General features: G+C 64.1%; 11 protein-coding genes. 9 read left to right on the top strand and 2 right to left on the bottom strand.

Annotated elements, in window-relative coordinates; genetic code table 11:
- The first annotated feature begins 53 nt into the window (after window positions 1-53).
- The 9 genes from infB (at window position 54) to ligA (ending at window position 13,071) form a co-directional block, all read left to right on the top strand.
- Entirely contained in the window at window positions 54-2,645 is a 2,592-nt protein-coding gene (gene infB, locus ACYU8T_RS06790) for a translation initiation factor IF-2 (protein ID WP_461158910.1), read from the top strand.
- 122 nt (window positions 2,646-2,767) lie between these two features.
- Complete coding sequence (rbfA, locus tag ACYU8T_RS06785) at window positions 2,768-3,166, top strand: 30S ribosome-binding factor RbfA (protein WP_201513560.1); 399 nt, start codon at window positions 2,768-2,770, stop codon at window positions 3,164-3,166.
- A 17-nt stretch (window positions 3,167-3,183) separates the two neighbouring features.
- Window positions 3,184-4,206: a tRNA pseudouridine(55) synthase TruB gene (gene truB, locus ACYU8T_RS06780; RefSeq protein ID WP_461158909.1), complete on the top strand. Its 1,023-nt coding sequence runs from the start codon at window positions 3,184-3,186 to the stop codon at window positions 4,204-4,206.
- A gap of 19 nt (window positions 4,207-4,225) precedes the next feature.
- Entirely contained in the window at window positions 4,226-4,495 is a 270-nt protein-coding gene (gene rpsO / locus ACYU8T_RS06775; protein ID WP_021237747.1) for a 30S ribosomal protein S15, read from the top strand.
- A 177-nt stretch (window positions 4,496-4,672) separates the two neighbouring features.
- The gene (gene pnp, locus ACYU8T_RS06770) at window positions 4,673-7,021 is read left to right on the top strand and encodes a polyribonucleotide nucleotidyltransferase (protein ID WP_201513561.1); all 2,349 of its coding nucleotides are present in this window, start codon (window positions 4,673-4,675) and stop codon (window positions 7,019-7,021) included.
- Between the two features lie 206 nt (window positions 7,022-7,227).
- Window positions 7,228-8,244 carry a sensor histidine kinase gene (locus tag ACYU8T_RS06765; RefSeq protein WP_461158908.1) on the top strand — a complete coding sequence of 339 codons (1,017 nt, stop codon included), beginning with the start codon at window positions 7,228-7,230 and terminating at the stop codon, window positions 8,242-8,244.
- A gap of 68 nt (window positions 8,245-8,312) precedes the next feature.
- A complete protein-coding gene (locus tag ACYU8T_RS06760; protein ID WP_097092738.1) occupies window positions 8,313-9,098 on the top strand; it encodes an outer membrane protein assembly factor BamD in 786 nt (261 codons plus the stop codon).
- A 110-nt stretch (window positions 9,099-9,208) separates the two neighbouring features.
- The gene (gene recN, locus ACYU8T_RS06755) at window positions 9,209-10,870 is read left to right on the top strand and encodes a DNA repair protein RecN (RefSeq protein ID WP_461158907.1); all 1,662 of its coding nucleotides are present in this window, start codon (window positions 9,209-9,211) and stop codon (window positions 10,868-10,870) included.
- A 56-nt stretch (window positions 10,871-10,926) separates the two neighbouring features.
- Complete coding sequence (gene ligA, locus ACYU8T_RS06750) at window positions 10,927-13,071, top strand: NAD-dependent DNA ligase LigA (protein WP_461158906.1); 2,145 nt, start codon at window positions 10,927-10,929, stop codon at window positions 13,069-13,071.
- 115 nt (window positions 13,072-13,186) lie between these two features.
- Here the strand turns inward: ligA and yghU are convergent, their stop codons facing one another.
- Together yghU and ACYU8T_RS06740 are read right to left on the bottom strand one after the other, a co-directional pair.
- The gene (yghU, locus tag ACYU8T_RS06745; RefSeq protein ID WP_461158905.1) at window positions 13,187-14,059 is read right to left on the bottom strand and encodes a glutathione-dependent disulfide-bond oxidoreductase; all 873 of its coding nucleotides are present in this window, start codon (window positions 14,057-14,059) and stop codon (window positions 13,187-13,189) included.
- A 94-nt stretch (window positions 14,060-14,153) separates the two neighbouring features.
- On the bottom strand, window positions 14,154-14,579 hold the full coding sequence (locus tag ACYU8T_RS06740) for a universal stress protein (RefSeq protein ID WP_201513565.1): 426 nt from the start codon (window positions 14,577-14,579) through the stop codon (window positions 14,154-14,156).
- Window positions 14,580-14,654: the final 75 nt, after the last annotated feature.

Below are 14,654 nucleotides of genomic sequence, written 5' to 3'. Positions count from 1 at the left end.
GCGCCGACGGGCCTTGCCGGTCGGATGGTAAGTGAAGGGTACAGTTCAGTCGTATGAGTGACAGCAAGGAAGACAAGCCGGTTCTGGGCCGCAAGCCGCTGGGCATCAAGCGGACCGTTGAATCCGGCCAGGTGCAGCAGCAGTTCAGCCATGGCCGCAAGAATACGGTCGTGGTCGAGGTGAAGCGGCGCCGCATCCTGGGCAAGCCGGGCGAAGCCGGTGCGCCTGCGGCTGCGCCCCAGGCTGATCCGACCCCGGCACCTGCCGCCGCCGCGCCTCCGCCGCAACAGCCGCAGGCGCGCGCGCCGCAGCCCGCTGCCCCCGCGCGCCCTGCGCCGCCGCAGAGCCTGATGTCGCGTCAGGAATTGCAGGCCAAGCTGCTGCGCGAGGCTGAGGAAGCCCGCATGAACGCGCTGGAAGAGGCGCGCCGCCGTGAGGATGCGCAACGCCTCGCCGCGACCGAGGACGAAAAGCGCCGCGTCGAGGAAAACCGCCAGGCGGCTGAAGCTGCCGAGGCCGAAGCCGCGCGCCGTGCCGAGGAAGAGGCGAAGGCCGCTGCTGCGCCGCCTGCCGCCGAGCCTGCGCCCGCTCCGGTCGAGGAACAGCCCGCGCAGCAAGCGCCCGAACAGCGCTCGGCGGCAGCCCCAGCGGCCGCCGCGCCGCCGCCGCGCCGCTTCACGCCCGTCACGCCGATCAAGCGTCCCGAACCGGCCAAGCCTGACCGCACCAAGCGTACGGGCGAGGATAATCGCCGCCAATCGGGCAAGCTGACCGTCACGCGCGCGCTTGCCGACGACGACAGCGCCCGCGCCCGTTCGCTCGCCGCCTTGAAGCGCGCGCGCGAAAAGGAGCGCCGCGCCCATTATGCCGGTGGCGCGCAACAGCGTGAAAAGCAGGTCCGCGATGTCGTGGTGCCTGAAAGCATCACCGTGCAGGAACTCGCCAACCGCATGGCCGAAAAGGGCGCGGACCTGGTGAAGGCCCTGTTCAAGATGGGCACTGCCGTCACGCTCAACCAGCCGATCGATCAGGATACGGCGGAACTGCTGGTCGAGGAATTCGGCCACCGGATCCAGCGCGTTTCTGAGGCTGACGTCGAAATCGGGATGGAAGGCGAAGTGGATGCGCCCGAAACCTTGAAGCCGCGGGCCCCGGTCGTGACCATCATGGGCCATGTCGATCACGGCAAGACATCGCTGCTCGACGCCTTGCGGGGAACAGATGTGGTCGCTGGCGAAAGCGGTGGCATCACCCAGCATATCGGTGCCTATCAGGTGACGACGAAGAAGGGCGATGTCATCACCTTCCTCGACACGCCGGGCCACGAGGCATTTTCAGAAATGCGCGCTCGCGGGGCCAACGTCACCGACATCGTCATCCTGGTGGTGGCGGCCGATGATGGCCTGATGCCGCAAACCATCGAAGCCATCAACCACACCAAGGCTGCTGGCGTCCCGATGATCGTCGCGATCAACAAGTGCGACAAGCCCGAAGCCAATCCGCAGAAGGTGCGCGAGCGCCTGCTGAGCGAGGAGATCGTGGTTGAGGATATGGGCGGTGACGTCCAGGACGTTGAGGTTTCAGCGCTCAAGAAGACGGGTCTGGACGAGCTGATCGACAAGATCCTGCTCCAGGCCGAAGTCATGGAACTGACCGCCAACCCCGACCGCCAGGCCGAAGGCAATGTCATCGAAGCGCAGCTCGACAAGGGCCGCGGCGCGGTCGCGACCGTGCTGGTGCGCAAGGGGACGCTGAAGGTCGGCGACACCTTCGTCATTGGTGCCGAAAGCGGCAAGGTGAGGGCGCTCGTCAATGACAAGGGCCAGAATGTGAAGGTCGCAGGGCCATCGACCCCGGTCGAGGTGCTTGGGCTCTCCGGTGTGCCTCTGGCAGGTGATCAGCTGACCGTCGTCGAGAACGAAGCCCGCGCTCGCGAAGTCGCCGCCTACCGTCAGGAACAGGCGACGAAGAAGCGGACCACGACGGCACCGACCAGCTTCGAGCACATGTTCTCGGCGCTCAACACCAAGGTCATCGAATATCCGGTGGTCGTGAAGGGTGATGTGCAGGGTTCGGTGGAAGCGATCGTATCGTCCTTGAACCGCATCTCGACCGACGAGATCAAGGTCCGCATCCTCCATTCTGGCGTCGGCGCGATCACCGAAAGCGACGTCACGCTGGCGGCTGCCAGCCGCGCGCCGCTGATCGGCTTCAACGTCCGTCCCAATGCCAAGGCGCGTCAGCTGGCGGAGCGCGAGAAGATCTCGCTGCGCTATTATGACGTGATCTACGACCTGCTCGAGGAAGTACGCGGCGAAATGGCGGGCCAGCTGGCTCCCGAGCGCATCGAAACCATCGTCGGCCGGGCCGAGGTGCTTCAGGTGTTCCCGGCGGGCAAGAAGGACAAGGCGGCCGGTCTGCTCGTCCTCGACGGCATCATCCGCAAGGGCCTCAACGCGCGCCTTACCCGCGACGATGTCATCGTGTCGCGCACCAATATCGCGTCGCTGCGCCGCTTCAAGGACGATGTCGCCGAAGTCCGCGCGGGCATGGAATGCGGTGCCGTGCTTCAGGACACGAACGACATCAAGCCTGGCGACACGCTGGAGCTGTTCGAGGTCGAAGAGCGCGCCCGGACGCTGTGATCCATGTTCCCCCTCCCGCTGGCGGGAGGGGGCTAGGGGGTGGGCTCGCCCTCTCCTGAATTGCATCGGCCGTTGGGGAGAGCCCACCCCCGGCCCCTCCTGTTCATGGGAGGGGAGGATCTATGTCCAATCAACCCGAAGGCCCCTCCGTCCGCCTCCTGCGCGTGGGCGAGCAGGTGCGTCACGTCCTGTCCGAAATCCTCCAGCGCGGCGACGTGCATGACGATGTGCTCGCCAAGCATGTCGTCAGCGTTACCGAAGTGCGCATGTCCCCCGACCTGCGCCACGCCACTGTCTTCGTGAAGTCGCTGCTCGGCCAGGACGAGGAAGCGGTGCTCAAGGCGCTGCGCACCAACACCGCCTATCTCCAGCGTGAGGTCGCGCACCGCATCCGCCTCAAATATGCGGCAAAGCTCAAATTCCTTGCGGACGAGAGCTTTGACGAAGGCAGCCACATCGACAAGCTCTTGCGGGACCCAAAGGTTGCACGCGATCTTGATCAGGCGGACGATCAGGACTGACGCCCCTGTTCACCCCGATGCACGGCTGGATCATCCTCGACAAACCCCACGGGCTCGGCTCCACCCAGGCGGTCAGCGCCGTCAAGCGCGCCCTTCGCCAAAGCGGGGCTGGCACGTGGAAAGTCGGCCATGGCGGCACGCTCGATCCGCTGGCGACTGGCGTGCTGCCGATCGCGATCGGGGAGGCGACGAAGCTCGCCGGGCGCATGCTCGACAGCGACAAGATTTATGACTTCACCGTCACGTTTGGCACCCAGACCGACACGCTGGACCTCGAAGGGAAGGTTATTGCGGAAAGCGATCACCGCCCGACGCTCGGCGAGGTAGAAGCGATATTGCCTCGCTTCACAGGCCCGATCGAACAAGCGCCGCCTGCTTATTCTGCCATCCTGATAGACGGCCAGCGGGCTTATGACCTTGCCCGGGCTGGGCAGGATGTCGAGATGAAGCTGCGCAGCGTGATGATTTACGAACTGCAGATTTCCTCTCTCCCGAAAGGGGGAGAGGATAGCGTAGCTTGTCCGCATGGCGGGCTAGCGGAGCTTGGAGAGGGGCAGGGCGCGTCATCCGCCTCTCCAACTCCGGCTAGGCAGCAAGCTGCCAAGCCTCCTTATCCTCTCCCCGCGAGCGGAGAGAGAATTCAGCAAATCACCCTCCGCGCCCATGTCTCCAAGGGCACCTATATCCGCTCCCTCGCCCGCGACATCGCGATCGCCCTCGGCACCGTTGGCCATGTCACCATGCTCCGCCGTGTGAAGGCAGGCCCGTTCACCCTGGAATCCGCTATTTCACTGGACAAATTGGACGAAGCTGCTAGGGGGCACGGCATCGCGCAGCTCATGCTGCCGTTGACCGCAGGGCTGGACGACATCCCGGCTCTTGCAGTCTCTCCCGACGACGCGCTGGCTCTCCGACAGGGGAAGGTGCTTGTGGGGAAACCGCATACCGGCCTCATGCTGGCGATGGAGGGCGATACGCCCGTCGCGCTGGTCGAGGCCAGTGGCCCTGAGATCAGGGTGGTGCGCGGCTTCAATCTCTAGATGTTATGAAAGGAAGCCGATGTCGATTACTGCTGAGCGCAAGGAAGCGCTGATCAAGGAACATGCTCGCGCCGAAGGCGACACCGGTTCGCCGGAAGTTCAGGTCGCGATCCTCTCGGAGCGCATTTCGAACCTGACCGAGCATTTCAAGGGTCACCACAAGGATAACCACAGCCGTCGCGGCCTGCTCATGCTGGTCAACAAGCGTCGTTCGCTGCTGGACTATCTGAAGAAAAAGGATGCGGGTCGCTATAACGACCTCATCGCAAAGCTGGGCCTGCGCAAGTAAGCCTGCTATAGAAGGGACGGCCCCCCAGCGGGGCCGTTTCCGATTCCGGGGCTCCTGCAATTCGGCAGGTTGTTCCGACCAAGGGGCCAGACGATGCTCCGAAACCGCTGCGGGCCGGTTTAGCCCGCATCACAGGCCCCGCCCGGCAATAGGGCCAGGCGGGCGAAGGAAAACATTATGTTCGATGTAAAGAAGGTATCAATCGAGCTGGGCGGAAAGACCCTCACGCTCGAAACCGGCCGTATTGCGCGTCAGGCTGACGCCGCCGTGCTGGCGACCTATGGCGAAACCGTGGTGCTGTGCGCCGTGACCGCCGCCAAGTCGGTGAAGGAAGGACAGGACTTCTTCCCGCTGACCGTCCATTATCAGGAAAAATACTCCGCAGCCGGTCGTATTCCCGGCGGCTTCTTCAAGCGTGAGCGCGGCGCGACCGAAAAGGAAACGCTGACCAGCCGCCTGATCGACCGTCCGATCCGCCCGCTGTTCCCCGAAGGCTTCTACAACGAAATCAACGTCATCGCTCAGGTGCTGTCGTTCGATGGCGAGAGCGAGCCCGATATCGTCGCGATGATCGCCGCTTCGGCTGCGCTGACCCTGTCGGGCGTGCCCTTCATGGGTCCGATCGGCGCCGCCCGCGTCGGTTACAAGGATGGGGAATATCAGCTGAACCCGTCGATGGACGAGGTGAAGACCGGCGAACTCGACCTGGTCGTCGCCGCCACCCAGAACGCGGTGATGATGGTTGAATCCGAAGCCAAGGAGCTTTCGGAAGACGTCATGCTCGGCGCCGTCCTGTTCGCTCATGAAGCGAGCAAGAAGGTCGTGGACGCGATCATCCAGCTCGCTGAAAAGGCCGCGAAGGACCCGTGGGAAGTCGCCAAGGGCGACGACCTGGATGACCTAAAGAAAAAGCTCAAGAAGCTGATCGGCAAGGACATCACCGCCGCCTACAAGCTGACCAACAAGTCGGCTCGCTCGGACGCGATCAACGCCGCCCGCGACAAGGCGAAGGCTTTCTTCGCTGAGGAAGGCCTCGACGCGCAGACCGTCATGGCTGGCATCAAGCTGACCAAGAAGCTGGAATCGGAAATCGTGCGCGGCGCCATCATCAAGGATGGCAAGCGCATCGACGGCCGCACCACCACGCAGATCCGCCCGATCGAAGCGATGGTCGGCTTCCTGCCGCGCACCCATGGTTCGGCGCTGTTCACCCGCGGTGAAACCCAGGCGATCTGCACCACCACGCTCGGCACCAAGGATGCTGAGCAGATGATCGACGGCCTGACCGGCGTTCATTACGAAAACTTCATGCTGCACTATAACTTCCCGCCCTATTCGGTCGGTGAAGTCGGCCGCTTCGGCGCGCCGGGCCGTCGCGAAGTCGGCCATGGCAAGCTGGCATGGCGTGCGCTGCACCCCGTGCTGCCCAGCAAGGAAGACTTCCCCTACACCATCCGCGTTCTGTCCGACATCACCGAGTCCAACGGCTCGTCCTCGATGGCGACGGTCTGCGGCGGTTCGCTGTCCATGATGGACGCGGGCGTTCCGCTGAAGCGGCCGGTGTCGGGCATCGCCATGGGCCTGATCCTCGACGGCAAGGATTTCGCTGTTCTCAGCGACATTCTCGGCGACGAAGATCATCTTGGCGACATGGACTTCAAGGTGGCGGGCACGGAAGCGGGCATCACCACCATGCAGATGGACATCAAGGTTGCCGGAATCACGCAGGAAATCTTCGAAGTCGCTCTGCGCCAGGCGAAGGAAGGCCGCGCCCACATCCTGGGTGAAATGAACAAGGCCCTGTCCTCGACCCGCACAGAACTGTCGGCGCATGCCCCGCGCATCGAAACGATCCAGATCGACAAGTCGAAGATCCGCGACGTCATCGGCACCGGCGGCAAGGTCATCCGCGAAATCGTCGCGGAGACCGGCGCGAAGGTCGACATCGACGACGAAGGCATCATCAAGATCAGCTCGTCCGACATCGACCAGATCGAAGCCGCCAAGAAGTGGATCCTCGGCATCGTCGAGGAAGCGGAAGTCGGCAAGATCTACACCGGCAAAGTCGTCAACATCGTCGATTTCGGTGCGTTCGTGAACTTCATGGGTGGCAAGGACGGTCTCGTCCACGTGTCCGAAATGAAGAATGAGCGCGTCGAAAAGCCGACCGACGTCGTGTCGGAAGGCCAGGAAGTAAAGGTCAAGGTCCTCGAGATCGATCCGCGCGGCAAGGTTCGCCTGTCGATGCGCGTCGTTGACCAGGAAACCGGCGAAGAGCTGGAAGACACCCGTCCTGCCCGCGAACCGCGCGGCGACCGTGAAGGCGGCCGTGGTGGCGACCGTGGCCGTGGTCCCCGTCGTGACGGCGGCGACCGTGGCGGTCGTGGTGGTGACCGGGGCGGTGATCGCGGCCCGCGCCGTGATCGCGGGGATCGTGGCCCGCGCGGTGAAGGCCGTGGCGGCAACGGCGGCGGGGACGATGACGGCTCCAACGCCGGTCTGCCCGATTTCCTGACTCAGGACTGATGCTGGCCGGTCATCCGGCTATGCTGAGCATCGTGCGCAAAAGTGGGAACCGGTTTTGCGCTTAAAACGATGCGACAACAAAAAACGACATGAGAAGGGCGCTCCTGACCGGGCGCCCTTTTTCATTGGGCTAGGCATTCTTGATTTCGATCAATTGGAGATGCAAAAACTTCTGTTACTGTGCCCTGCGATTTCGGGGGGATAAGATGCAGCGTGCCAATGAGAGGTTCGTCGAGCGCCTTCCTCTCGTCCTCAAACGCCCTGTTTACGCCTACGCCATTTCGGCGGCGTTTTGCGGCATCGCTCTGATCCTCAGGCTAGCTGCGCAGAGCTTCCTCCCCATCGGCTACCCGTTCGTATCCTTTTTCCCGGCGGTCATCCTTTCGACTTTCCTGTTCGGGCTGCGTCCCGGGATATTCACCGGGATATTGTGCGGTTTCCTATCCTGGTATTTCTTCATTCCCTCAGGACTGGGCGGCAGCTTTGGCGGGGGTGTGATCCTCGCCCTCATTTTCTACACGGCCGTGATCGGGATCGACATAGCGCTCATCCACTGGATGCAGCGGGCCAATTTCAATCTTGCCGTCGAACGGGAACGCAGCCGGGCGCTGGCGGAAAATCGCGAACTGCTGTTCCACGAATTGCAGCACCGCGTTTCCAACAATCTGCAAGTTGTCGCCGCGATGCTGTCGCTGCAAAGGCGGCACATCGATGATCAGGTGGCGGCACGAGCGATGGACGATGCCGCCAGCCGTCTTGCCCTGATCGGCCGGATCAGCCGGGCGCTTTACGATCCAGCGGAAGAGGGACAAGACCTGCATGCCTTCCTGACGCGGCTGACCGCAGACGTCCTTGAAGCGAGCGGGCGGAGGGATATTCAAGTCACCGTCAGCGCCCCGCCGGGCCTGACGCTGGACTCCCATGTTGCCGTGCCGCTCGCGCTTATCGTGGCGGAGGCGGTGAGCAACGCCATCGAACATGGATTGCCCCATCGCGGCGGAACGATCGAGGTGTCGCTGGAGGATTCGAGCGGGGCCTTGTCCCTCAGGATCGCCGACGATGGCGACGGCCTTGCCCCCGATTTTCGGATCGAGAAGGGCAATTCCCTCGGCCTGCGCATCGCAAGCGCGCTGGCGAGCCAACTTAGCGCCCAGTTCGGCCTGCATCCCCGGCCGGAAGGCGGCGCAATCGTGCGGCTGGACCTCCCTGCGCAGGCGCGTTGATGGGCGGCAAGCGTTCACCCGCTATTCTGCCGCTTGGCGAGTGCCATTCGCTCCGCTATGACCCGGCCATGCTGACGAAAACCATGACGCGCATCGGCGCGGCTACCGCTCCGCTTCTGCTTGCCGCTCTGCTCGCCGGCTGCGCCACGTCGAAGAACAAGGCCGACACCCAATATGTCGCCCGTGACGTGTCCACGCTCTACAATGCGGGCAAATACCGGCTCGATCGCGGCCAGTATAAGATGGCCGCCGCCCTGTTTGACGAGGTGGAACGCCAGCATCCCTATTCCCCATGGGCGCGCCGGGCGCAACTCATGTCCGCGTTCAGCTATTATATGAACAAGGACTATAGTGAATCGATCGCCGCGTCTCAGCGCTTCCTGGCGATCCACACCGGCAACAAGGACGCGCCCTACGCCTATTATCTGATCGCGCTCTGCTATTATGAGCAGATCGCAGACGTCACCCGTGACCAGAAGATCACGCAGCAGTCGCTGGATTCGCTGGGCGAACTCATCCGCCGCTATCCCGACACCCGCTACGCCGCCGATGCCCGGCTGAAGCTCGATCTGGTCAATGATCACCTTGCGGGCAAGGAGATGGAAGTAGGCCGTTTCTACCAGCGCCGTGGGCAGTGGCTGGCGGCTACATTGCGTTTCCGCACCGTCATCGACAAATATCAGACGACCACCCACACGCCCGAAGCGCTGGAGCGCCTGGTCGAAAGCTATCTGTCGCTCGGCATCCCCGCAGAAGCGCAAAAGGCTGCGGCGGTCCTGGGCCGAAATTATCCCGGCTCCAAATGGTATGAGCGCAGCTACAAGCTCATGCGGGAACATGGCGGCAAGGCGTAACTGCCGATTTACCGTCACCCCAGCGAAAGCTGGGGTCTCAGGCCATTGGGCACGGCCCGGCGGCACGAGATCCCAGCGTCAGCTGGGATGACGTTTGGAGATCGGCCGCATTGCTGACCAATCTTTCCATCCGCAACGTCGTCCTGATCGAGGCGCTGGACCTGGAGTTCGGCACGGGCCTTGGCGTGTTGACGGGCGAGACCGGCGCGGGCAAGTCCATCCTCCTCGATTCGCTAGGGCTTGCGCTCGGCGCGAGGGCGGACAGCGGCCTCGTCCGCAGCGGAGAGGCGCAGGCGAGCGTCACCGCCACCTTCGACATTCCGCGCGCCGACCACAGGGCTGCCGAGCTGCTCGCCAGCAACGGCATCGAACTGGACCCGGGCGAACCGCTCATCATCCGCCGCACGCTTAAGGCTGACGGGGGCAGCCGTGCGTTCGTCAATGATCAGGCCTGCTCAGCCGCCTTGCTCCGCGACCTTGGCGGCACGCTCGTCGAAATCCACGGGCAGCATGATGATCGCGGGCTGCTCAACCCGCGCGGGCATCGCCAGCTGCTGGACGCCTATGGCCGCTGCGACAGCGCGTCAGTCGCCAGGGCATACGCCGCCTGGCGCGAGGCAGCCGACCGGCTCGCCGGAAGCCGCGCGGCGGTAGAGGTGGCGGCGCGCGACCGCGACTATCTGACGCACGCGGTTGAAGAGTTGTCGCGTTTCGGCCCTGAACCCGGCGAAGAAGCGGCGCTGGCCGAGGAACGCGCCACCATGCAGAAGGGCGCGCGTCTCGCCGATGATCTGTCGGCCGTGACCGAATGCCTCACCGGCTCCGACGGCGGGCTGGCGCAACTGCGGCAGGCGGCGCGGCGGCTCGATCGCATGGTCAGCGAATATGAGCCGCTCGCCGAAGTGCTCGCCGCCCTCGACCGCGCCGTGATCGAAGCGGGCGAGGCGGAGGATCGGCTGGCGAGCGCCGCCGATGCGCTCAGCTTCGATCCCGCGCGCCTCGATGCCATCGAAACGCGCCTGTTCGACCTGCGCGGGCTGGCGCGCAAGCATCAGGTCGCCGCCGATGACCTCGCCGCCCTGCGCGACGACATGGCGGCAAAGCTGGCCGCCATCGAGGGTGGGGAGGAGCATATCGCTGCGCTGGAAGCCGATGTCGCCGCCACCGCCGCCGCCTATCGCGACGCTGCCCAGACGCTCTCCGCCCAGCGCAAGGACGCCGCCGCGCGGCTCGACGCGGCTGTGGCAGCGGAACTTGCGCCCCTTAAGCTCGACGCTGCACGCTTCCGCACCACCGTTGCCACGCTCGATGAAGGGCAATGGAGCGCGCAGGGCATGGACCGGGTGGAGTTCGAGATTTCCACCAATCCCGGCGCGCCCTTCGCACCCTTGGTGAAGATCGCTAGCGGAGGCGAACTGTCGCGCTTCATCCTTGCGCTGAAGGTCGCGCTGGCGGAGCGGGGCGGGGCGGACACGCTGATCTTCGACGAGATCGACCGGGGCGTCGGCGGCGCGGTGGCATCGGCCATCGGCGACCGTCTCGCGCGCTTGGCGCAGAGCAACCAGATCCTGGTCGTTACCCACAGCCCGCAGGTCGCGGCGCGCGGCGCTGGCCATATGCTGATCGCCAAGGCCAGCGACGGCACGGTCACTCGCACCGGCGTCCATGCGCTCAGCGATGGCGAGCGGCGGGAGGAGATTGCCCGCATGCTCTCCGGCGCGGAGATCACCGCAGAGGCAAGGGCGCAGGCGGATCGGCTGCTCGAAGTCTGACGCTGCCATCGAGCAAGCGTCTCGACAAGCCCGCCCTGAACGGGGATGGAGCAGTTATGAGTGACTCGATCGACCCGACCCAGATGACCGAAGCGGAAGCCGCCAATCGCCTGATGCGGCTCGCCAGGGAAATTGCCCGGCACAATCGGCTCTACCATGATCAGGACCAGCCCGAGATCACTGACGCCGCCTATGACGCGCTGATCCGCGAGAATAACGCGCTGGAGGCTGGGTTTCCGCAGCTTGTCAGGGCGGATTCCCCTAATGCCCAGGTCGGCGCGGCACCCACTTCGGGATTGAAGAAGGTCCAGCATGCGGTCCGCATGATGAGCCTCGACAACGGCTTTTCGGACGAGGACATTGCCGAGTTCATTGCCCGCGTCCGCCGTTTCCTCGCGCTGCCGGACGGGGAGCCCGTCGCCCTGACCGCCGAACCGAAGATCGACGGCCTGTCCTGTTCGCTCCGCTACGAAAAGGGGGAACTGCGCCTCGCCGCGACCCGTGGCGACGGCACGACCGGTGAGGATGTCACCGCCAATGTCCGCACCATCAGCGACATTCCCGATCGCCTGACCGGGGGAAATCTGCCCGACCTGTTCGAGATACGGGGCGAAGTCTACATGGCGAAGGCCGACTTCGTCGCGCTCAACCAGCGGCTGCTCGCCGAGACGGAGGACCCGGAAAAGGCGCGGCAGTTCGCAAACCCGCGCAACGCCGCGGCGGGATCGCTGCGGCAGAAGGACCCATCCGTCACCGCCAGCCGCCCGCTGCGCTTTCTCGCCCATGGCTGGGGCGAAGCGAGCAGCCTTCCGGCAGAGACGCAGCTTGGCGTCATGCAGGCGATCTCCAACTGGGGCCTGCCGGTCTCTGACATGCTCACCTGCGTGGACTCGCTCGACGCATTGATCGCTCATTATCGCGGGATAGAGGCAGCGCGCGCCGACCTTCCATTCGACATAGACGGCGTCGTCTACAAGGTCGACAGGCTCGACTGGCAGCAACGCCTTGGCTTTGTCGCGAAGGCGCCGCGTTGGGCGATCGCGCACAAATTCCCTGCCGAACGCGCGCAAACCACCCTCGAAGCGATCGATATCCAGGTCGGCCGCACTGGCAAGCTGACCCCCGTCGGACGGCTGACCCCCGTCACGGTGGGCGGCGTCGTCGTCTCCAACGTGACGCTGCACAATGCCGACGAGATCGAGCGCCTGGGCGTCCGTCCGGGCGACCGCATCGTGGTGCAGCGCGCGGGCGACGTCATCCCGCAGGTGGTCGACAACCTCACCCGCGACGAAGAGCGCGCGCCCTTCATCTTCCCCAATCATTGCCCCGTCTGCGGATCGGAAGCCGTGCGCGAAGAAGGCGAGGTCGATATCCGCTGCACCGGTGGCCTCATCTGCGGCGCACAGCGCTTCGAAAGGCTCCGCCATTTCGTCAGCCGTGGCGCGCTCGATATCGAAGGGCTAGGCGAGAAGACGATCCAGGAATTTCTCGACCTTGGCTGGATCACCGAACCGGCCGACATCTTCCGCCTCAAACAGCATCGCGCCGCGCTGCTGGGAAAAGAGGGATGGAAGGAAAAGTCCGTCGACAACCTGCTCACCGCGATCGAGGCGAAGCGCCAGCCGGACGCCGCGCGCCTTCTCTTTGGCTTAGGCATCCGCCATATCGGCGCCGTCACCGCCCGCGACCTGCTCAAACGCTATACCAGCCTGCCCGGCATCAGGGCGTTGGGGCAAGACATCATAGCCCTGCGCGACAGCAGCACCGCCGCTGAAGGCGAGGAGGAAGCACGCTTCCGCAACCGGCTGGACAAGGCGATCGCGGAGATGATCGGCGTTGAAAATGTGGGCTCCGCCGTTGGTCATGCGCTCGCCGATTTCTTCCACGAACCCCATAATCGAGAGGTTTGGGACGACCTGCTGTCCGAAGTGTCGCCCCCCGATTATGTAGTCGAAACCACCGCCAGCGAAGTGACCGGCAAGACGGTCGTCTTCACCGGCAAGCTCGAAACGATGAGCCGCGATGAGGCCAAGGCGCAGGCGGAACGGCTGGGTGCAAAAGCGGCAGGATCGGTCAGCGCCAAGACGGATCTTGTGGTGGCCGGGCCCGGCGCCGGATCGAAGCTGAAACAGGCTGCGGCCCTGGGAATCCCGGTGATCGATGAAGCGGCCTGGGCAGAAATCGTGAAGGCAGCGGGGTAGGGGGCGACTCTGACCAGATCCGTCATCCCAGCGAATGCTGGGAATCTCAGGAGGATAGGGCGCAAGACGAAGGAGACCCCAGCTTCGCAGGGTGACGCAAGGGATGCTGTCGGAGTCAACCCGCCGCCTGAACCTTGTCCTGCGTCTTCGTATCGAAATCACTCGCATCATGCCGCTCATGCAGCTGCTCTTCCAGCGGCCCATTCGCGCGATTGACGATCCGGCCACGCTTCACCGCAGGCCGGGCATCCACCTGCTTCGCCCAGCGCTGAACATTGGCATAGCTCTGCACGTCCAGAAATTCGCCAGCGCCAACATAGGTGCGGTCCAGCGCCACCCCGCCATACCATGGCCAAATCGCGATATCGGCGATCGTGAACTCATCCCCGGCGACATATTCATTCTCGCCAAGCTGCCGGTCCAGCACGTCGAACTGCCGCTTCACCTCCATCGTGTAGCGGTTGATGGCATATTCGATCTTTTCAGGCGCATAGGCGAAGAAATGGCCAAAGCCGCCGCCCAGCAACGGCGCGCTGCCCATCTGCCAGAACAGCCATGACAAGGTCGCGGTGCGTTTGGGCGGTTCGGTAGGCAGGAACGCCCCGAACTTCTCGGCCAGATAGACCAGGATCGCGCCCGACTCGAACACCCGCTGGGGCGGCGAAACGCTGTGGTCCATCAGGGCCGGGATCTTGCTGTTCGGATTGACAGAGACAAAGCCGCTGCCGAACTGGTCGCCTTCGCCGATGTTGATCAGCCAGGCGTCATATTCCGCGCCGTGATGGCCCTCCGCCAGCAGCTCCTCCAGCATGATCGTCACTTTCTGCCCGTTGGGCGTGCCCAGCGAGTAGAGCTGCAATGGATGCTTGCCGACCGGCAACGCCTTGTCATGGGTAGCGCCTGCGACCGGCCGATTGATGTTGGCGAAGGCGCCACCATTATCCTTGTCCCATGTCCAGACCCGGGGCGGAGTATAGCTGTCGGTCATTAGGCGATTTCTCCCACGGTGCGATGTCGCCTCGCAGGTAGGAAGTTGAACGGCGCGCCGCAACCGCTCGTCCCGCCCGTTTTACCGATCCGGTCTATGCCCGCACGACCAGCACGCTGACAGGCGACTGGTGGACGATGGCCGACGCGTTCGATCCCAGCAGCTTTGAAGATAGCGATGGTTGATGCGATCCGATGACGATCAGGTCGGCGCCTTGCCGTTCGGCCTCTGCCAGCACTTCGTCGCGAACACGGCCGCGCCGCGTCGCTATTTCCACCTGATCATCGCCGATGCCAAGATCGTCGCACCATTGCCGCATGGCTGCCAAGGCGTCCTCCTGTTCCCGCGCATCGAAATCGCCCGCCAAAAGGTCTGAATAGCGGGAGGGCAGGTGATAGCGGACATAGAGCAGCCGCAGCCGTCCCTGCGGTCCTGCAATCGCGCTGGCCCGCGCCAACGCCGCCCGGCCATTGTCGGGATCGCTGACGTCTATCGCAACGATGATCGTGGAAAACTGCATCCTTCGCTCCTGTTTCTGCGGTCTGCTAGCCAAGGCAACGTCGGCAGGAGGGTGGGGATGCGGCCGACATGAAAG

Source organism: Sphingobium sp. TomMM35A, assembly GCF_054771735.1.
The sequence above is the reverse complement of the archived record's forward strand: the minus strand, read 5'-3'. Positions and strand labels throughout refer to the sequence as shown.